Raw genomic sequence first — 20,679 nt, 5'->3', positions numbered from 1 at the left:
CGCGTCGCACCGTCGCGCGTGCAGGCATCGGTGCCGGGGCGCAGGACCGGGCGTACGGTGGCTCTGGTCTTCGCCCTGCTGCTGCCGGCCGCCGCGCCGACGCTCCAGGCCGCGGACGGGCAGGCGACCGCCGGCACGTCGTCGTTGCTGCATCCGGTGTTCCAGGACCATGCGGTGCTCCAGCGCGATCGGCCCCTGCGGATCCACGGACAGGCGCCGCCCGGGACGCGGGTCCGGGTGGCGCTGGCGGATCGGCTCGGCGACGTACATGCCGATGCGGGCGGGCACTGGGAGGCGACGCTGCCGGCCCTGCCCGCAGGCGGCCCGCATGTCCTGCAGGTGCGCACCGACACCGCCGAGCAACGCGTCGAGGACGTGCTCGTCGGCGATGTCTGGCTGTGCGCCGGACAGTCGAACATGGAGCTGCAGGTGTGGCGCTCGCTCGACGCGCGTGCCGAAATCGCCGGTGCGGGGTCGGACGCGATCCGCCTGTTGACCGTTCCGCAGGTCGGCCATCCGTCCCCGCAGGCGGGGTTCGGGGCGCCGGTCGCGTGGCGCACGGTGTCGCCCGACAGCGTGCGCGACTTCTCCGCGGCGTGCTTCTACTTCGCGCGCGCGCTGCGCGAGACCGTGGACGTGCCGATGGGGCTGATCAGCGCGGCCTGGGGCGGCTCGCGCATCCAGGCCTGGACCAGCGGCGACGCCCTGCGCGAGGCCGGTGCCGACGATGACGCGCTGGGCGTGCTGGATCTGTATCGCCGCGATCCCGCGGCCGCGGCCGCGCGCTGGGGGGCGATCTGGGCAGGGTGGTGGCACGACCGCGAGGGCGTCGCCGCCGACGATGCGCCATGGCGCGCGGCGTCGGATGCCGGCATCGGCGACGGTTGGCTGGACGCGCCACGCGACCTCGGCGCGTGGGAGCAGTGGGGGCTGCCGGACCTGGCCGACTACGATGGTCTGGTCTGGTACCGCACCACGGTGCAGTTGGAGGCCGGGCAGGCGGCCCGGCAGGCCGTGCTGGCATTGGGCCCGGCCGACGAAATGGATACGACCTGGGTCAACGGCACCGCCGTCGGCAGTACGTACGGGGCCGGTCTTGCGCGCGCGTACGCACTGCCGCCGGGGCTGCTGCGCGCAGGTGACAACACCGTGGTCGTGGCGGTGCTCGATACCTATCGCGACGGGGGCCTGTCCGGACCCGCCACCGCGCATCGACTGCAGTTCGACGATGGGACATCGGTGCCGCTCGACGGCGGCTGGCGCTACCGCGTCGCGCCCGGCCGCGACTGGCCGCCGCGTGCGCCCTGGCAGGACGCGGCAGGGCTGTCCACGCTCTACAACGGGATGATCGCGCCGCTCGCCGGGATCGCGCTGCGCGGCGCGCTCTGGTACCAGGGCGAATCCGACACCGGCGAGGCCGACGCCTATGCGGATCGGTTGCGCGTGCTGCGCGACGACTGGCGCTCGCGATTCGGTTCGCAGCTGCCGTTCCTGGTGGTGCAGCTGGCGAACTACGGCCAGCCGTCCTTCGCGCCCGGCGACAGCGACTGGGCGACCTTGCGCGAGGCGCAACGTCGAGTGGCCGACGAGGATGCCGCCAGCGCGTTGGCGGTGGCGATCGACATCGGCGACCGCTACGACATCCATCCGCCGAACAAGCAGGAGCTCGGTCGTCGGCTCGCGCGTGCCGCGCGCCATGTCGTGTACGCCGATCCGGTGCCGGCGAGCGGACCGACGCCCCGCTCGGCCCGGCGCGAGGGGGATGCGGTGGTGGTCGGGTTCGCCGGGATCGACGGCGGCCTGGTCGTGCACGGCGCCGCCGCCCCGGTCGGATTCGAGTTGTGCGGCGCCGCGGCCGGCAGCTGTCGTTATGCCGACGCCCGTGTGCAGGGCGACACCGTGGTACTGCGCGCGGCCGACGTGTCCGCCCCGGTCCGTGTCCGCCACGCCTGGGCAGACAGTCCGATGGTCAATCTGTTCGATCGCGCCGGCGTGCCGGTCGGCCCGTTCGAGATCGCGATCGGGCGCGCGGCCCGATGAGCGGCGCCGCACGGGCCGCACCGAAGATCGCCCACGCGCCGAGCGGGGCGGCGGCGCCAACCTCCGTCATTCGACAGCGAGTCACGATGCCATGACCACGTCCCCCGATACGTCCCCCGCCGTGCCGTCCACCGGCGCCCCCCGCGCCGGCTCCGGCCGCGATCGCGAGATCGTCGAGGCGAAGGTCATCGTGACCTGTCCGGGGCGCAACTTCGTCACCCTGAAGATCGTCACCCGCTCGGGTGTCCACGGCATCGGCGACGCGACGCTCAACGGCCGCGAGCTGGCGGTCGCGTCGTACCTGCGCGACCACGTCGCGCCCAACCTGATCGGGCGAGATGCCGGGCGCATCGAGGACCTGTGGCAGTTCCTGTATCGCGGTGCCTACTGGCGGCGCGGCCCGGTGACGATGAGCGCGATCGCCGCGGTCGACGTGGCGCTGTGGGACATCCTGGGCAAGATGGCCGGCATGCCGTTGTACCGGCTGCTGGGCGGGCGGTCGCGCGAGGGTGCGCTGGTCTACGGACACGCCAACGGCCGCGACATCGAGGAAGCCAGCGACGCGGTCGCCGGCTTCATCGAGCAGGGGTTCCTGGCGGTGCGTGCGCAGTGCGGCGTTCCCGGGATCAAGAAGGCCTACGGCATCTCGAACGCGAAGGGTTACGAGCCGGCAGAGAGCGCACTGCCGCTGGAAACGGTGTGGAACACGCCACGCTATCTGGACGTGGTGCCGAAGCTGTTCGAGCGTCTGCGCGCCGATCACGGCGCCGACATCGAACTGCTGCACGACGTCCACCATCGGCTCACGCCGATCGAAGCCGCGCGGCTGGCGAAATCGGTCGAGCCGTACCGGCTGTTCTGGCTGGAGGACGCCACGCCCGCCGAGCACCAGGCCGGGTTCGAGCTGATCCGCCAGCATTCGGTCACCGCGCTGGCGGTGGGCGAGGTGTTCAACTCGATCTGGGACTGCAAGCACCTGATCGAGCGCCAGCTGATCGACTACATCCGCACCACGATCGTGCACGGCGGCGGCATCACCCACATCCGCCGGCTGGCGGATTTCGCCGCCCTGCACCAGGTGCGCACCGGCTTCCACGGCGCGACCGACCTGTCGCCCGTGACGATGGGCGCGGCGCTGCACTTCGATACCTGGGTGCCGAACTTCGGCATCCAGGAATACATGTTCCACAGCGACGAGACCGACGCGGTGTTTCCGCACGATTACGTCTTCCGCGACGGCCGTCTGCACGTGGGCGACACGCCCGGACACGGCGTCGACATCGACGAGGCGCTGGCGGCGAGATATCCCTACGCGCCGAAGCAACTGCCGATCGCCCGCCTGGAAGACGGCGCGATGTGGGACTGGTGACCGCCATGGAGACCGCACGCATGAACACCATCCACCAGAAGGCGGACGAGCGCGTGGCTGACCGTGCGCGCGCGCGCGCACGCGACCTGGGAACCCGCCCGACGATCCGCGAGGACATCCGTGCGGCGCTCGCACGGCAGTCCCGCATGCTGCGACGGGTCCTCGGCCATGGCGCGATGATCGGCGCGCTGGCGTTCGCCACCCAGGCGCCCGCGGCCGGTGCCGGCCCGCCCGCCGCCGTGACCACGCCCGCCGCACCGCCGGTGCTGTACGACTGGTTCGAGTACACCGGACGCGACCGCGCTTTCGACGCGCCGTTGCCGGACGGGCATTTCCGCAACCCGATCCTGGCCGGCTTCCATTCCGACCCGAGCATCGTGGCCGCGCGCGGCAAGTTCTACCTGGTGCATTCCACGTTCACCTACTTCCCCGGCATTCCGGTGTTCGAGAGCGAGGACCTGGTGCACTGGACCCAGGTCGGCAACGCCATCCACCGGCCGGACCAGCTCGACTTCGACGGCCTCGGCCTGTCGCGTGGCGTGTTCGCGCCGGCGATCGAATACCACGAGGGCGTCTTCTACGTGGTCAATACGGCGGTCGACAACGGCGGCAACTTCATCGTCACCGCCCGCGATCCCGCCGGTCCCTGGTCGGACCCGGTCTGGCTGCCGGAGATCGGTGGCATCGACCCCTCGCTGTTCTTCGACGACGACGGCCGCGCCTACCTGCTCAACAACGACGAGCCGGAAGGTCCGCCGCGTTACGACGGCCATCGCGCGATCTGGCTGCAGGCCTTCGACCTCGACACCCTACAGCCGTTCGGGCCGCGCGAGGTGCTGGTCGACGGGGGCGTGAAGCCGGAAGAGAACCCGATCTGGATCGAAGGGCCGCACATCTACAAGGTCGACGGCTGGTACGTGTTGTCCAACGCCGAGGGCGGTACCGGGCCGCAGCACTCGCAGGTGGTGCTGCGCAGCCGGGACGTCTGGGGTCCGTACATCCCGTACGCGCGCAATCCGATCCTCACCCAGCGCGACCTGCCCGAAACGCGCGACCTGCCGGTCACCAACGCAGGCCACGCCGATCTGGTGGAAGGCCCGGACGGCCGTTGGTGGGCGGTATTCCTCGCCAGTCGGAACTACGACGTGTCGCACTACAACACCGGGCGCGAGACCTTCCTGCTGCCGGTGACCTGGGAGGACGGGTGGCCTTCGATCCTGCCGCCCGATGCGCCCGTTCCGTACGTGCTGCCGGCGCCGTCGTGGATGGCGCGCCCCGCGGAGCAGGCGCCGATGACCGGCAATTTCACCTGGCGCGACGCGTTCGATGCGCCGACGCTCGAGCGCGCGTGGATGTTCGTCCGCGTGCCCCGGCACGATTGGGCGGACCTTGCCTCGCATCCCGGTCGCCTCGCGATCCATCCCCTGCCCGAGGGGCTGGACACCTTGGGCAACCCCTCGTTCCTGGCGCGCCGGCAGCAGCACCTGGTGTTCGAGGCGAGCACGGCGTTGGCCGCACCCGCGACCGGCATCGCCGCCGGCATGGCGGCGTTCCAGAGCGGCAACCACTGGTACTTCCTCGGGATGCGCCGCGCTGGAACGGGGGCCCTCGAGCTCTTCGTCGAGCGTGCGACCGGCGTCGACCGGCCGGTGGAGACATTGGCCACCCAGGTCGTCGCCACGGCCACGGACATGCGGCTCAAGATCGCGGGCGACGAAGGACGCATCGCGTTCGCCTACGCGACCGGCGACGGCGACTGGCAATGGCTGTTGCGCGACGCCGATGCAACGGTGTTGAGCACCGAGCGGACGGGTGGCTTCGTCGGCGCGACGCTCGGGCCCTACGCGCGGGACGAGCGATGATCCCGGACGAACGTCTGTCCGAGGCCACGCTCGTGAACCTGCCGCCGACGGTCGCACGGCCGACCTACGACCGCGCGTGCACGCGCATCGGCATCGTTCATCTGGGTGTGGGCGCGTTCCATCGCGCGCATCAGGCCGCGTATCTCGACGCGTTGCTGGAAGACGCGCCGGAATGGGCGATCTGCGGCGTCTCGCTGCGCAACCCGGACGTGCGCGACGCACTGCGGCCGCAGGACGGCCTGTACACGCTGTCGCTGATGGACGGCGGACCGTCGCTGCGCGTGATCGGCGCCCTGCGCGAGGTCCTGTGCGCGACCGACGAACGCGAGGCGGTGCTGGCGCGCCTCGCGAATCCGGATGTGCGGCTGCTGATGCTCACCGTGACCGAGAAGGGCTACTGCCTGGCCGACGACGGACTGGATCTCGCCCATGCCGACATCGCCCACGATCTCGCCACCCCGGAGGCGCCGGTCAGCGCCATCGGCTACGTGGTCGCCGGCCTGGCGCGGCGGCGTGCGCTCGGCCTGCCGGCCTACACGGTGCTCAGCTGCGACAACCTCGCCGACAACGGTGGCCGCCTGCAGCGGGCGACAGTGCAGTACGCACGCGGCGTCGATCCCGCGCTGGCGGACTGGATCGATACCCATGCCAGCTTTCCGCGTTCGATGGTCGACAGCATCACCCCGGCCACCGACGCTGCGCTGCGCGCCCGGGTCGATACCGCGCTCGGCCTGCACGACGCCTGGCCGGTGCAGCGCGAACCCTATACGCAGTGGGTGGTGGAGGACCGCTTCTGCAACGGGCGGCCGCCGTTCGAACGCGTCGGTGTGCTGCTCAGCGGCGACATCGCCGGGCACGATCGCGCCAAGCTCAAGCTGCTCAACGCCGCGCATTCGTCGCTCGCCTACCTCGGCATCCTGATGGGGGAGGAGACCGTGGCCGACGCGATGCGCCAGCCGCTGCTGGCCGGTTTCGTCGAGCGCCTCATGCGCGAGGCCATCGCGCCGACGCTCGACGCCGTCGCGGGTCTTGCGCCGGATGCCTACATCAGCGCCATCCTCGCTCGCTTCCGCAATCCCGACATCCGCCATCTGCTGTCGCAGATCGCATGGGACGGGTCGCAGAAGTTGCCGGTGCGCATCTTCGGCACCCTCCGCGATGCGCACGCAGCGGGTCGCCCGATCGACGGGCTGTGCCTGCCGGTGGCGGCCTGGCTGCTGTTCGTGCGTCGGCAGGCGCGGGCCGGCATCGTGCTGGTCGATCCGATGGACGTGGCGCTGCGCGAGATCGGACGCGCGTGCACCGGCGATGCGGCATTGGATGTCGACCGGTTTCTCGCGTTGGACGCGGTGTTCGGGTCGCTCGCGCAGACGCCGGCCGTGGTCGCCGAACTGGGTCACGCATATGCGCGGCTCGACGCGGACGCCGGGATCGCGGACGCGCTGCGATGCGGGACCGAGGGTGGGTGCGCCTGACCACGGCGATGCCGATGTCGGCGGACAGAAGACAACTCGATCCGCACAACGTGCGAGCGGTGTGGTCGCCGCAGTGGCTGCGGGCGCGCCATGGGCGACCGCAGATGTCGGCTCAGCTGCCGCCGGGGCTGTCCATCGCCTGGCGCAACAGGGCGAGCGCCTTGCTGATCTGCTTTTCCACGGCCTTGACCGACACACCCATGTGGCGGGCGATCTGGGTGTAGCTCATGCCCTCGATCCGGTTGAGCAGGTAGACCCCGCGGCAGTGGGCGGGCAGCGCCGCGATCGCGCTCTTGGCGCGGGCGAGTTCCTGTTGCTGCGCTGCCAGCTGATCCGGGCCGGGGTCTTCGGTGGCGACGGTCTCGGCGTCGGTGCTCTGGCCGATCCAGGTCACCCGTTGTGTCGATTGCTGCCGCCAGCGGTCGCGCAGCAGGTTCGATGCGATCCGGTACAGCAGCGGGCGCAAGATCTCCGCATCCTGGCCGCGATAACGCAGCAGGCGCATCTGCGCTTCCTGCGCGATGTCGCGGGCATCCTCGGGATCGAGTCGACGGCTGCGCAGATAGCCGACGAGCGCAGCGGACTCGTTGCGCAGGAAGGACTCGAACACAGGATCGTCGGCGGATACCCCCGGATCGCGTTCGGGAGGCTCGCTCTCGATCACGCTTGCTGGAATCTCATTGGCTCGTGGGCTGCATGCTAGCCCAACATCGGGGCCACGTAACACTTTGGTAACACGCGTCACCCGCCGCCATCGCGACGTGTGAATGATGAACGGATTTGCAAATCCGCACACCGATCTGTATCTGTTTATGGCTGATTCACACAATCCGACGTCGAGGTTACTGAATGCCCGCACCGCTTTCCCGCCGTTCCGCCCAGCGCCCGTCGCCCGCCTGGGTCCGCTCGCCCCTCTCGCTCGCCATCGCGACCTCGTTGTGCCTGGCCGCAGCGCCGGCCCTGGCCGCCGACGGCCCGGCCCCGGCCCCGACCGCGTCGCATGCGGTCGAGCGCGCGATCGACACCGCGTTCCAGACGACCGAGCGCGCGCAGCGTATCGCCCGCCTCCCCGCCGCGGCCCGCGTGTCCGCGCGGACGCCGCTGCAGGTGCGCACGGCCGGCCACGAGGCCGCCGTGCATGCGTCGTCGGGCGTCGCTGCGATCGCACCGGCCGATACCGGCACCGCCGCGACCGGATCCTTCCACTTGGCCGACGGCGGCCGCACCGACGATCTGGAGATCGCCGCGGCGTCCTGGCGTGACGACGCCGAGTTCCAGGGAGACTGGGGCCTGCAGGCGATCGGTGCCGAGTACGCCTACGCGCGCGGCATCACCGGCGCCGGCGTGGCGCTGGGCATCCTGGATTCGGGCGTGCTCGACACGCATCCGGAATTCGCCGGCGACGGCAAGCTGACGCTGCTCGACACCCGCGACGGCATCTGGATGCCCGACGACGAGCGTCCCGGCGAGTACGGCGACTTCGACGGCCGGCCGCTGATCGGCTACACCGGCTACAGCGACCACGGCACCCACGTCGGCGGCACGATGGTGGCCAACCGGGACGGCAACGGCATGCACGGCGTCGCCTTCGGTGCATCGCTGCATTCGGCGACGCACTTTCTCGGCTTCGATTCCTACGTGGTCCTGCGCGGCGGACAGATCAGTCCGACGGTGGCCTCGGTGGATGCGTTCGTCGAATCGGGCGCGCGTTTCGTCAATCACAGCTGGGGCTCGGCCAACGACGCCCTGTTGCACGACGCGCCGCGCGAGGACGTGGAGGCGCTGCTGCGGCCGCGCCTGGGCGCCGCCGAGGTCGACGCCTTCCGTCGCGCCGCCGAGGCCGACGTGGTGCAGGTGTTCGCCGCGGGCAACATCCGCACCGCCGCGGCCTCGGGCACCGGCCCCCATGCCAGCTCCTGGGGATCGGCACCGATGTTCTTCCCGGAGCTCGAGCAGCACTGGGTGGTGGTCACCAACATGCAACCCGACGAGGTCACCAACCCGGGCTCCTACTACTGCGGCCACGCGCGCTACTGGTGCGTGACCGCGCCTGGCACCGGCATCACCTCGTCCACGATCACCCAGACCCTGTCCGAGCGCCACGAGCAGATCCGGGTGGACGCAGCCGAGTCGACCGAGCCGTTCACGCGCGCAGAACTCTTCACAGAGGTCATCGCGCTGCAGGACTACGTCGCGCCACTGGGCGAGTTCTACGTCGAACTGCTGTCGATGGAAGCCGACCAGGAGGCCATCACCGCCCTGGTCGACGAGCTCATCACCCGTGCCGCGCGGGTGGCCGGCATGCTCCAGCGCTACGACATGTCGGGCGAACCGCCGGGCAACCAGTCGGCGTTGGCGCTGTATCGCGACAACCCCACCGTGTTCCTGGACCGGCTCAACAACAACATCGCCGACACCCTGCTGCAACTGCAGACGCTGGCGCCCCAGTTCCTGCTCGAGCAGGACGTGACCATCGCCTTCCAGAGCGCGGTCAATGCGGCCTTCGGCGACCTCGGCTACGAAGCCAGCTACGGCGCCATGAACGGCACCTCGATGGCGGCCCCGCACGTCACCGGCGCCCTGGGTCTGGTGGCCGAGCGCTTCGGCTACATGACCAGTGCCCAGGTCCGCGACACGCTGCTGACCACCGCCGGCGATCCGGGCGAGGCGCTGAGCGACGAATACGGCTGGGGCCTGATCAGCCTGGAGGGTGCGATGCAGGGCCCGGGCGCGTTCCTGGTCGATTTCGACGTCACCCTGCCGGCCGGCGTGGACGACACCTGGTCCAACGACATCACCAACGCGCTGGTGCGTACAGGCCGCGAGGACGACCGCGGCGGCCTGATCAAGCGCGGTGCCGGCAGCCTGACGCTTGCGGGCGACAACAGCTTCGACGGCTTCACCGTGCACGAGGGTCTGTTGACCCTGTCGGGCGACAACGCATTCGATGCCGGCTTCGACGGCGTGGTCGACGGTGGCGGTCTTTCGCTGTCGGGCAGCCTGCAGGGCAATGCCTTGCGCGTACACGGCGGCATCGCCGAAGTGACGGCAGACGGTCGCCTGGACGGCGCGGACCTGTTCGTCGGCGGTGCCGACGGTGCGGCGGTCGCGCTGGTCGACGGTCTCCAGACCGGCGCCAGCACCTGGGTCGGCGACAACGGCCGCCTCGGCGGCACCGGCACCCTGGGCGACACCACGGTGGCGGCCGGCGGCACCGTGGCCCCGGGCCGCTCGATCGGCACGCTCACCGTCGATGGCGACTACGTGCAGCAGGCGGGGTCCTTCTTCGAGGTGGAAATGACCCCGCCCGACCAGGTCGATCGCCTGGCCGTGACCGGCACCGCGACGCTGGAAGGCGGCACGGTGGTGGCGCAGCGTGGTCCGGGCGTGTACGCGCTGGGCGAGCAGTACGACTTCCTGACGGCCGATGGCGGGATCGTCGGTCGCTTCGATGCGCTCGACACCACGGCGATCACCCCGTTCCTCGGCCTGTCGCTGGCCTACGGCGCCGACGGCGTGGTGCTGGACGTCACCCGTGGGGCGTCGTTCGCGAGCGTCGCCGACACCCACAACCGGCGCGCCGCCGCGGGCGGCCTGGATGCGCTGAGCGACGGCAACGCGCTGGTCGGCTCGCTGGTGCAGCTGTTCCCTGAGGACGCGATCGCGGCGGTGGATGTCCTGAGCGGCGACGTGCACGCCACCGCGCAGTCGGTGCTGATCGACACCAGCCGTCATCTGCGCGGCACCGCGCTGGCGCGTGCCGGCGGTGGGACCGACCCGCTGCAGGCGCAGCAGGATCCGGATCGCCGCTTCGGCGCCTGGGTAGATATCCAGCGTCACGGCGGCCGTCTCGACGGCGACGGCAACGCGGCCGGCACCGAGTACAACGGCGGCAACACGCTGGTCGGCGCGGACTACACCTTCGACAACGGCCTGCGCCTGGGCGTGCTGGGCGGCATCGGCGAGAGCGACTTGAAGGCGCGCGAGCGCCAGCATGCCCGCACCGACCTCGATGCACGCTACGTCGGTGTGTACGCCGGCTATGCGTGGCAGGGGCTGGGCCTGCGAGGTGGCTGGACCCACGGTCGGCACGATGTGGAAGTCGAGCGCCCGGTGCGCTATGCCGGCTTCGAGGCGCGGCCCTACGCCGCCTACGACGCCACCACCCGGCAGGCCTTCGTGGAGGCGGGCTACCGCTTCGGCAACGACCAGTGGGGCGTGGAGCCTTATGCGCAGTTCGCGCAGGTACGCGTGAGCGCGGATGCATTCACGGAGTCGGGCGGTGCGGCGGCGCTGAGCGGGCAGACCCGCGACGTGCGTGCGGACCTGACCACCGGTGGCGTGCGCTTCGACGTGAACCTGAAGGGCTCGCAGCAGGAAGAGACCTGGGTGGGGCTGCGCGGTGGCGTGGGCTACCGCAAGACGGGTGGCGAGCTGGTGCCGTGGACCGACGTGGCGTTTGCCGGCGGCGACAGCTTCACCGTGCACGGCGCACGGGTGGCCAGCGACGCGACGCTGGTGGAACTGGGCGTGGCTGCACGCACCAGCGCCAACAGCCTGCTGGAGGTGGGCTACCAAGGCCAGTACGCCAGCGAGGCGCGCGATCACGGTGCCAACCTGCGCTGGTCGCTGCAGTTCTGATCGACCCGTGACGTCCGGCCACGGGATCCCGCACTGTCGGGATCCCGTGGCCGGGCAACGGCATGTGAAACCGTTTTCGATCACGCAGCGCGACGCGAGAACCCGTGGCTCGCTTCGGTCCAGCCGGCGGCGGCTGGCCTGAAAGGCCGGTCAGGGGTCACCGAAACGGACGGGGTAGGGTGGGCCTGCCGTTTTTCGTTGTGGAACCAGGAGTGGGCACGGCTGTGCCCGTGTCGCCTGATCCGCAACGACGAACGAGAGGCTCTCGCACATGCATGCTGTCCGCCGTACCCCTGCGTCACGCCATCGCATCACCCCCCGCTTGATGTCGCCCCTGTCGCTGGCCATCGCCACTGCGCTGTGCGTCGGTGCCGCCCCTGTGGCTGCGGTCGAATCCACCTCAGCGCCCCAGGACCAGCCCGTCGAGCGTGCGATCGCATCCGCGTTCCGGGCGTCGGATCGTGCCGCGATGTGGAGAGAAACGGGAGCGCCGCTGGCGCGCACGCCACACGGCACCGCCGCGCTGGCATCGGGACGACCTGGAGGGTCGGCCCCTCTGGCGGCGGCCGCACCGAGCGATTCGGCCACCGCAACCGGGAAATTCCATCTCGCCGATGGCGGCCGCACCGGCGATCTTGAGGTTGCCGCCGAGTCTTGGCGCGCAGATGCCGAATTCCAGGGCGACTGGGGCCTGGAGGCGATCGGCGCCGAGTATGCGTACGCGCGCGGCATCACCGGTACCGGCGTGAAGCTCGGGATTCTTGACAGCGGAGTGCTCGACACCCACCCGGAGTTCGCTGGCGAGGGCAAGTTGCATCTGCTCGATACACGCGATGGGGTGGTCCCGGCGGACGAGCGGCCGGGCGAATTCGGCGATTTCGACGGACGTCCAATGATCGGTCATGCCGGCTACAGCGATCACGGCACGCACGTAGGTGGCACCATGGTGGCCAATCGTGATGGGACGAGCATGCATGGCGTCGCGTTTGGCGCATCGTTGCATTCGGCCACCCATTTCCTGGGGTTCGACCTGTTCACGGCATTGCGCGGCGAGCAGATCGATGCGGCGCCGACGGCCGTCGATGCATTCGTCGATGCGGGGGTCCGTTTCGTCAACCACAGCTGGGGCTCGACGAACGATGCGCTCCTGCACGATGCGCCCCGTGAGGATGTGGAGGCGTTCTTCCGGGAACGCATCGGCGGTCGGGACGACCCGCGTGCTTCAGCGTTCGTCCGTGCCGTCGAAGCGGGCGTCGTGCAGGTGTTCGCCGCGGGCAACATCCGCACCGCCGAGGCATCGGGCACCGGCCCGCACGCCAGCTCCTGGGGATCGGCACCGATGATCATTCCGGAGCTGGAAGCGCACTGGCTGGTGGTCACCAACATGGCGCGGGACGACGAGACCGGGGCCGACTCGACCAACCCCGGTTCGTACTACTGCGGTCATTCGAAGTACTGGTGTGTCACGGCGCCGGGGACGGCGATCACCTCGTCGGTGATCGCACAGACCCTGAGCGAACGCCACCAGCAGATCCGGACCGACGCCGCGGAATCGGACGAGCCGTTCACCCGCACGGAACTGATCCGCGAGGTCATTGCGCTCGAAGGCTACGTCGCTGCGGGCGGCGATCTCTATCGCGAGCTGCTCACGCAGACTGCCGATGCGGAGGCCATGGAGGCGCTCGTCGACGATGTGCTCTCCCGCGCCTCGCGCCTGGCCGGTCTCCTGCAGCGCTACGATCTGTCGGGGGAGTCCGCCGGCAACCAACAAGTGCTGGCGAACTATCGGGATAACCCGGGCATCTTCCTCGATCGCGCCAACACGAACATCGCCCAGACCATGGCTGTGGCACTGGATGACTATCCCGAGCTGGTTCTGGACGAGGGTGTGGCGGGGGCCTTCCAGGCTGCGATGAACCAGGCCATGGCGGCGTGGGGCCATGAGCCCGCTTATGCCGACTATGACGGCACCTCGATGGCCGCCCCGCACGTGACTGGCGCGCTGGGCCTGGTGGCAGAGCGCTTCGGCTACATGACCAACGGACAAGTGCGCGACACCCTGCTGACCACGGCGGGCAATGCGGACGCAGTGCTCAACGACGAGACCGGCTGGGGCTTGATCAGTCTGAAGGCGGCGATGGAAGGCCCGCGCGCATTCCTGCGTGACTTCGACGTCACCCTGCCGGCCGGCGTGGACGACACCTGGTCCAACGACATCACCAACGCGCTGGTGCGTACAGGCCGCGAGGACGACCGCGGCGGCCTGATCAAGCGCGGTGCGGGTAGCCTGACGCTTGCGGGCGACAACAGCTTCGACGGCTTCACCGTGCACGAGGGTCTGCTGACGTTGTCGGGCACCAATGCCTACGACGACGGCTACGACGGTGTGGTCGAAGGCGGCGGTCTGTCGCTGTCGGGCAGCCTGCAGGGCAATGCCTTGCGCGTGCACGGCGGCATCGCCGAAGTCACCGCCGACGGCCGTCTCGACGGCGCGGACCTGTTCGTCGGTGGCGCCGACGGCGCGGCGGTCGCGCTGGTCGACGGTCTCCAGACCGGCGCCAGCACCTGGGTCGGCGACAACGGCCGCCTCGGTGGCACCGGCACCCTGGGCGACACCACGGTGGCGGCCGGCGGCACCGTGGCCCCGGGCCGCTCGATCGGCATGCTCACCGTCGATGGCGACTACGTGCAGCAGGCGGGGTCCTTCTTCGAGGTGGAAATGACCCCGCCCGACCAGGTCGATCGCCTGGCCGTGACCGGCACCGCGACGCTGGAAGGCGGCACGGTGGTGGCGCAGCGCGGTCCGGGCGTGTACGCGCTGGGCGAGCGGTACGACTTCCTGACGGCCGAGGGCGGGATCGTCGGTCGCTTCGATGCGCTCGACACCACGGCGATCACCCCGTTCCTCGGCCTGTCGCTGGCCTACGGCGCCGACGGTGTGGTGCTGGACGTGTCGCGCGGCGCGTCGTTCGCGAGCTTCGCCGGTACCCACAACCAGCGGGTCGCTGCCGGTGGCCTGGATGCGTTGACCGACGGCAATGCGCTGGTCGGCTCGCTGGTGCAGCTGTTCCCGGAAGATGCGATCCCGGCGGTGGACCTGCTGTCGGGCGATGTGCACGCCACCGCGCAGTCGGTGCTGATCGACACCAGCCGCCACCTGCGCGGCACCGCGCTGGCGCGTGCCGGCGGCGGGACCGATCCGCTGGCCTCGCAGCACGATCCGGATCGCCGCTTCGGCGCCTGGGTGGATATCCAGCGTCACGGCGGCCGTCTCGACGGCGACGGCAACGCGGCCGGCACCGAGTACAACGGCGGCAACACGCTGGTCGGCGCGGACTACACCTTCGACAACGGCCTGCGCCTGGGCGTGCTGGGCGGCATCGGCGAGAGCGACCTGAAGGCGCGCGAGCGCCAGCACGCGCGCACCGATCTCGATGCCCGCTATGCGGGCGTGTACGCCGGTTACGCGTGGCGGGGGCTGGGCCTGAAGGCCGGCTGGACCTACGGCCAGCACGACGTGGAGGTGGAGCGTCCGGTGGCCTACGCGGGCTTCGAGGACCGTCCGACCGCGGCCTACGAAGCGGCCACCCGCCAGGCGTTCGTGGAGGCGGGCTACCGCTTCGGCAACGCGACCTGGGGCGTGGAGCCGTACGCACAGTTCGCGCAGGTACGGGCGAGCGCGGACGCGTTCGCCGAGACCGGCGGCGCGGCGGCGCTCTCCGGGCAGACCCGCGACGTGCGTGCGGACCTGACCACCGGCGGCGTGCGCTTCGACGTGAACCTGAAGGGCTCGCAGCAGGAAGAGACCTGGGTGGGCCTGCGCGGCGGCGTGGGCTACCGCAAGACCGGCGGCGAACTGGTGCCGTGGACCGACGTGGCGTTTGCCGGCGGCGACAGCTTCACCGTGCACGGCGCACGGGTGGCCAGCGACGCGACACTGGTGGAACTGGGCGTGGCCGCACGCACCAGCGGCAACAGCCTGCTGGAGGTCGGTTACCAGGGCCAGTACGCCGACGAGGCCCGCGACCATGGCGCCAACCTGCGCTGGTCGGTCCGGTTCTGAGAGAGGGGAGCGCATCGCGACCGGCGGGCTCCTGATCCGGATGTGCCTGTCGCGGTGCGGTCCCGCTGGCGGGGCAGGCCATCCGGCCTGTCGATCCACGGTGGTGAAAAGGGGCGCTATGCTGGCGCCCTGCAAGGCCGTCGGATCCGGCACCGTTTCGATGATGTGATGAACAGTCCCTACTCCCCCCCACCGCTGCCGAACACAGCCGAAGACTGGGTCGTGCGCCTGCAGTCGCCCACCTGCTCGACCAGCGAGCACGAGGCCTTCGAAGACTGGCTGGCGGCGGCCCCCGGCAACCCGGTGGCCTATGCGCGGGCGGAGCGTCTCCATGGACTCGCCTCGGCGCTGGCGGACGACCCTGAGTTGCGTGCCGAGGCCCATCGTGCCCGGCACGCGCTGCGCGCGCGCCCGGCCCGGTCGCGCTGGTCGGCGTGGGCGCTCGCCACGGCGGCTGTCGTCACCCTGGCCGGCGTACTCGGCTATCGCATGCTGGTGGTGCCGGGCTTGGACACGGCGCCGGTGCACCTGGAAACCGCGCTGGGCGAGCGCAAGACCTCGGTGCTCGAGGACGGGTCACGGGTCGTGCTGGATACCGATTCCCAGTTGCAGGTCGCGTACACCGCGGGCGAGCGCACGCTGACATTGGCGCGTGGCCGCGTTCACGTGCAAGCCACGCGCGACCCCGCGCGCCCGATGCGGGTCCGTGCCGGCAACGGCGACGTACGGGTGATCGGCACCACGTTCCAGGTGCGCCACCTGGGCGGGGAGGTGGATGTGGCCCTGTTCGAGGGGGCTGTCGAGGTGAATGTCGTCGCGGACGACGGCTCGGCGGTGACCCGCGATCTTGCGCCAGGCCAGCGGGTCGTCTACCACGACACCGGCGCCATCGACCCGGTCGCGCCGCTGGCGCCCGATGAGGCGGATGCCTGGCTGGACGGCCGCCTGGTCTTCAACGAATGGCCGCTCGAGGTGCTGCTGGCCGAGGCGAACCGCTATGCCTCGGCGCAGATCACGCTGGCCGATCCCGCGCTCGCCGATCTCCGGGTCAGCGGACAGGTGCGAGCGGGCGACCAGGACAGCCTGGCCGCCGCGCTCGAGGTCGGCTGGGGTCTGCGCGCCGACCGGGGCGAAGACGGCACGATCGTCCTGAGCCGCGAGTAATCTCGCGCGACGATGATGCAGACCCGCAGCGGCTGCGGTTTCACGAGCGCACGGAGGGCGCGACATCGTCCATCTTTGACCCGTCTGCGTGCGGTGTTCGCGATCCTCGTGCTCTGTGTGTCGGCCGGTACGGTCTGGTCGCGGGACCGCGAGGTCGCCTTCGACGTCGCGGCCGCGCCGCTGGACCGCGCCCTGGCGGAGTTCGCCCGACAGAGCGACAGCCAGTTGCTGTATGCGCCGGCCCTGGTCCGCGGGCGGCGTGCGGTCGCGGTTTCGGGGCGAATGCCGCCACGCGAGGCGTTGACGCGTCTGCTTGCGCGCAGCGGCCTGGTGGCCGAGCCGGTGCCGGGCGGCACGTTCGTGTTGCGGGCGCGAACGGCCGAACCCGTCGCCACCTCGCCACCCCCTTCGCCCCCGCGCAGCGAAGCCCCGGTGTCGCCGCCGGTGCTGCGTCGCGTGCTGGTGACCGGCAGCCGGATCCCGCGGGCCGGGCTGGAAACGACATTGCCGGTCACCGTCGTCGATCGCGAACAGATCGAGCTCGGTGGTTTCACCACGTTGTTCGATCTGCTGCGGCACCAGCCGGGCATGTCCGGGCACCACGCGGTGGAGGCGGCGACCGAGGACATCAGCCAGTCGCTCACCTCACTGGTACCCAATGCGGTGGCGCAGTCGGCCAGCCTGTACGGTCTCGGGCCGCGCGGTACGTTGTACCTGATCGACGGCCGCCGTGTCGCCAACTACGCCCTGCCCTCGACGAACCTCGGTGGCCTGACCGATCTCGGTGCGATTCCGCTGAGCATGGTGGAGCGGGTGGAGATCCTGCGCGGCGGGGCATCGGCGATCTACGGGGCCGATGCGGTGGCGGGCGTGGTCAACATCGTGCTCAAGCAGGACTACCGGGGCGGTGAGGCCAGCGTGCTGTACGGGCTGTCCGAACGCGGCGATGCCGAAACCACACGGGTGTCGGCGAGCGCCGGGTTCGGCCTGGGCAGTGGTCAGGTGTCGGTATTCGCCGACCGGTTCTCGCAGGCGCACCTGCCGGGGACGGCCCGGCGCTGGCATACCCGCGACCGGCGCGCCGAGGGTCTGGAGGACGCGACCTATCCACTGGGCTACTACACGGTGGAAGGACCGGATTTCTTTCAGCGGTTCGGGCGCTGCACGGCGTCGGGGGACGAACGGGACCCGGCGTGCCGGCTGGATCGCGAGCGTTACCGGAGCCTGCGTCCCGCCTCGGACGGCACCTCGCTGGGTCTGCGATGGACGCACCCCTTGCATGCCGAGACCGATGCGGAACTGTATGCCGATGTACGCACCTCCGAACTGCGCACGCGGATGGAGAGCGCGCCTTCGGCGTACACGATGCGCGTGCCCCTCCACGACCCCATGCGGGATCGTGCCTATGCGGTCTATCGGGCGTTCTACGATGTGGGCCAGGTGTCCAGCCGCAGCCGTGCGACCAGCCTGGATGCGACCTTGGGGATGCGTCTTCCGGTGGGCACCTGGTCGCTGGAAACGGACGTGTCGCGTTCCAGCAACCGCGTGGAGAACCTCACGCGGGGCATCGTCAATGCCGCTGTCCTGAATGAGGCGATCGACGCACGCGCGTATCACTTCGACGGCACGCCGAACGATCCCGACGTCGTTCGCGGCCTGGCGCCGGTCCTGCAGACCCGGGGGCGCGGGACGTCGGAGACCGTGTCGGTGCGGGGCAGTGGCCCCTTGCTGCAATGGCGCGGGGGTACGGTGCTCGCCGCCGCGGGTGCGGAAACCCGACGCGAAACCCTGGATTACCGTCCCGATCCCTACTTCGGCACCCCCGACTTCGGAGCGCCGACGGACGTGGATCCGCGTCGGGGCACCAGCCGTCGTCACGCGGTCTTCGGCGAGGTGCAGATTCCCTTCTCGGATCGCCTCTGGATGGAGGTCGCTGGCCGCCTCGACCGGGCCGACGCGCATGGTTCCGAACTGTCGCCGCGCCTGGGTCTGGGCTGGCGACCGGCGACGTCGCTGCTGCTGCGCGCGAGCACGGCCGAATCGTTTCGCGCGCCCACGCTCTACGAAACGCTGGCTCGTCCTCCTCCCGACGAGTACTTCGGTGCGGTCGCGTCTTCCTTCGATGCGTCGGTGGTCGCTTCGTGCGCACAGGTCCACGATGGCGCATGCGATCTACCGATCGGCGTCGCCAGCAATCCGTCGCTGAAGCCGGAGCACGCGCGGACCCACACGGTGGGGCTGGTCTGGTCGCCTCTGGCCGGGCTGGATCTGACCCTCGACTACTTCAACGTGATCCGCAGCAACGAGATCGCGGTGGCCGGTGCCGTGGTCGACAACGTCGCGCGCATCGCCAGCCTGAAGCGCGACGAACACGGGCTCGCGACCGGACTGGCGTCGCGGTACCTCAACACCGCGCGTACCGACGTGCACGGGGCGCATCTGGACGCCGACTGGACATCGGAGACCGCAATGGGCCATCGATGGGGCGTGCGCGTCGCCGGGCATTACCTGCAGAGCGTCCGGGTCGCGGCCGCGGACGGCCCATCCTCCGAGCAGGCCGGGCACCTGTCGCCGCGTTTCGCCGCCAACACATCGCTGCAGTGGCGTGCCGGCGACTGGAGCGCCGCGCTGCACCTGCGCCACTTCGGCGGCTACCGCGTCCACCGCGCGGAGGCGCCGTGCCCGGCGATGCATGTCGACGCGGGGCGATGCATGAATCCGTCGGTCAACCTGCTGGCTGCGCACGTGGCGCGTGACCTGGGCGACGCCTGGCGGATCTCCGCGGACGTGAACAATCTCGCCGACCGGCGGCCGGCGAACTACGACGTCGACCGTGCCGGCTACAACGGCGCGATCGACGATCTGATCGGACGCCAGTACCTGCTGCGGGTGCGTTACCGGTTCTGATCCCCGAGCGCGCCGACGCCTGCAGGCGGGCCGCGTTTCAGCGAGCGAAACCGAGTCCCGGCACTTCGACGCGGATGCGGGCCAGCATGTCGTTCGCCGCCAGGTACAGCGTGCGCCCGTCGTCGCCGAAGGTGCAGTTGGCGATCGGCCCGCCGGTCTCGATGCGGCCCAGCCGGGTTCCGTCGGCGGCGAAGACGATCACGCCGCCCGGGCCGGTCGCGAACAGGGTGCCGTCGGCCGCGACGGCCAGGCCGTCGGGCAGGCCCGGCGCATCGTCGCCCATCAGGTCCGACGCATCGGCGAATACGCGCCGCTCGCCGGCATTGCCGTCGGCATCGAGCGTATAGGCCATCCAGATCGGGCGTTGCGGATCGGAGTTGGCGACGTACAGCGTGCGCCCGTCCGGCGACAGCGCGACGCCGTTGGGAAAGCTCAGGGTGTCGTCGAGCAGGTGCAGGCCGCCGTCGGGGTCGAGGCGATAGACGCCGTTGAAGGCGAGTTCCTTGACCGGCGAATCGTCGAGATCCTTCAGGCCGTAAGGCGGGTCGGTGAAAAACACCTGGCCGTCGTCGCGGCGCACGACATCGTTCGGGCTGTTGAGGCGTCGGCCCTCGTAATGCGAGACCAGGGTGGTCTTGCGGCGCGTGGCCGGATCGAGTCGCGCGAGCTCGCGACTGCCGGAGTCGGCCAGCAACACGGTGCCATCGGGTTCGACGAACAGACCGTTGGCGCCGGCTTCGCGCAATGCCTCGGTGTCCGGGCCGGCATAGCCGGACGGTTGCAGGAACACCGAAACGCCATCGGCCTCGGTCCATTGGTACAGGATGTTTTCGGGCACGTCGGTGAACAACAGCGTGCCGCTGTCGTCGTGCGGCAGCCAGGCCGGTCCCTCGGCCCAGGTGAAGCCGTCGGCCAGCCGCTCCACGCGTGCCTCGGGCGAGACCGCGCGCGCCAGCGCCGGGTCGTAGACGGTCACCGTGCCGAACATGTCGGCCTCGCGAGCCGGCGACGACGCCTCGCCGTCGGCGGCATCGGCGGTTGCCGCGCGCGCGTCCGTTGCGTCGTCGTGGCCGGTCGAGGTGTCGCAGGCGGCGAGGGCCAACGCGAGCGGCAGGGAGGCGAGGAACAGGGAGCGAGAGGCCATCCGTCGGGAATCCT

Annotated in this window: 10 protein-coding genes; 8 read left to right on the top strand and 2 right to left on the bottom strand. The window is 70.5% G+C overall.

Translation table 11 applies throughout. From position 1 onward, the window contains the following. Positions 1-30: 30 nt before the first annotated feature. The 4 genes from RG19_RS17915 (at position 31) to RG19_RS14650 (ending at position 6,746) form a co-directional block, all read left to right on the top strand. Positions 31-2,040, top strand: coding sequence for a sialate O-acetylesterase (locus RG19_RS17915; RefSeq protein WP_425599732.1), 2,010 nt, complete (start codon positions 31-33; stop codon positions 2,038-2,040). A 91-nt stretch (positions 2,041-2,131) separates the two neighbouring features. Beyond that, the gene (manD, locus tag RG19_RS14660; protein ID WP_058835920.1) at positions 2,132-3,409 is read left to right on the top strand and encodes a D-mannonate dehydratase ManD; all 1,278 of its coding nucleotides are present in this window, start codon (positions 2,132-2,134) and stop codon (positions 3,407-3,409) included. Positions 3,410-3,585: 176 nt separating this feature from the next. Next, positions 3,586-5,271 carry a glycoside hydrolase family 43 protein gene (locus RG19_RS14655; protein WP_425599731.1) on the top strand — a complete coding sequence of 562 codons (1,686 nt, stop codon included), beginning with the start codon at positions 3,586-3,588 and terminating at the stop codon, positions 5,269-5,271. Beyond that, positions 5,268-6,746 carry a mannitol dehydrogenase family protein gene (locus RG19_RS14650; RefSeq protein WP_058835919.1) on the top strand — a complete coding sequence of 493 codons (1,479 nt, stop codon included), beginning with the start codon at positions 5,268-5,270 and terminating at the stop codon, positions 6,744-6,746. Before RG19_RS14655 ends, RG19_RS14650 begins: the two co-directional genes overlap by 4 nt. Before the next feature lie 112 nt (positions 6,747-6,858). On the opposite strand, the gene RG19_RS17345 is transcribed toward RG19_RS14650, so the two are convergent. Continuing rightward, positions 6,859-7,410, bottom strand: a complete 552-nt coding sequence (locus RG19_RS17345; RefSeq protein WP_058835918.1) for an RNA polymerase sigma factor — start codon at positions 7,408-7,410, stop codon at positions 6,859-6,861. A gap of 185 nt (positions 7,411-7,595) precedes the next feature. On the opposite strand from RG19_RS17345, the gene RG19_RS14640 reads away from it, so the two are divergent. The 4 genes from RG19_RS14640 (at position 7,596) to RG19_RS14625 (ending at position 19,521) form a co-directional block, all read left to right on the top strand. Then, positions 7,596-11,387, top strand: coding sequence for an autotransporter domain-containing protein (locus RG19_RS14640; protein WP_058835917.1), 3,792 nt, complete (start codon positions 7,596-7,598; stop codon positions 11,385-11,387). Positions 11,388-11,712: 325 nt separating this feature from the next. Beyond that, positions 11,713-15,450, top strand: a complete 3,738-nt coding sequence (locus RG19_RS14635; protein WP_058835916.1) for an autotransporter domain-containing protein — start codon at positions 11,713-11,715, stop codon at positions 15,448-15,450. 168 nt (positions 15,451-15,618) lie between these two features. Then, positions 15,619-16,614 (top strand): FecR family protein, encoded by a 996-nt coding sequence (locus RG19_RS14630; RefSeq protein WP_058835915.1) that lies wholly within the window; start codon positions 15,619-15,621, stop codon positions 16,612-16,614. Positions 16,615-16,689: 75 nt separating this feature from the next. Further along, complete coding sequence (locus RG19_RS14625) at positions 16,690-19,521, top strand: TonB-dependent receptor (protein WP_058835914.1); 2,832 nt, start codon at positions 16,690-16,692, stop codon at positions 19,519-19,521. Positions 19,522-19,558: 37 nt separating this feature from the next. Here RG19_RS14625 and RG19_RS14620 read toward each other — a convergent pair whose 3' ends face one another. Beyond that, a complete protein-coding gene (locus tag RG19_RS14620) occupies positions 19,559-20,665 on the bottom strand; it encodes an SMP-30/gluconolactonase/LRE family protein (protein ID WP_338037922.1) in 1,107 nt (368 codons plus the stop codon). Positions 20,666-20,679 lie beyond the last annotated feature (14 nt).

It is taken from the genome of Luteimonas abyssi (assembly GCF_001482195.1).
Taxonomy (GTDB): Bacteria; Pseudomonadota; Gammaproteobacteria; order Xanthomonadales; family Xanthomonadaceae; genus Luteimonas; species Luteimonas abyssi.
This window is presented reverse-complemented; position numbering and strand designations above follow the sequence as displayed.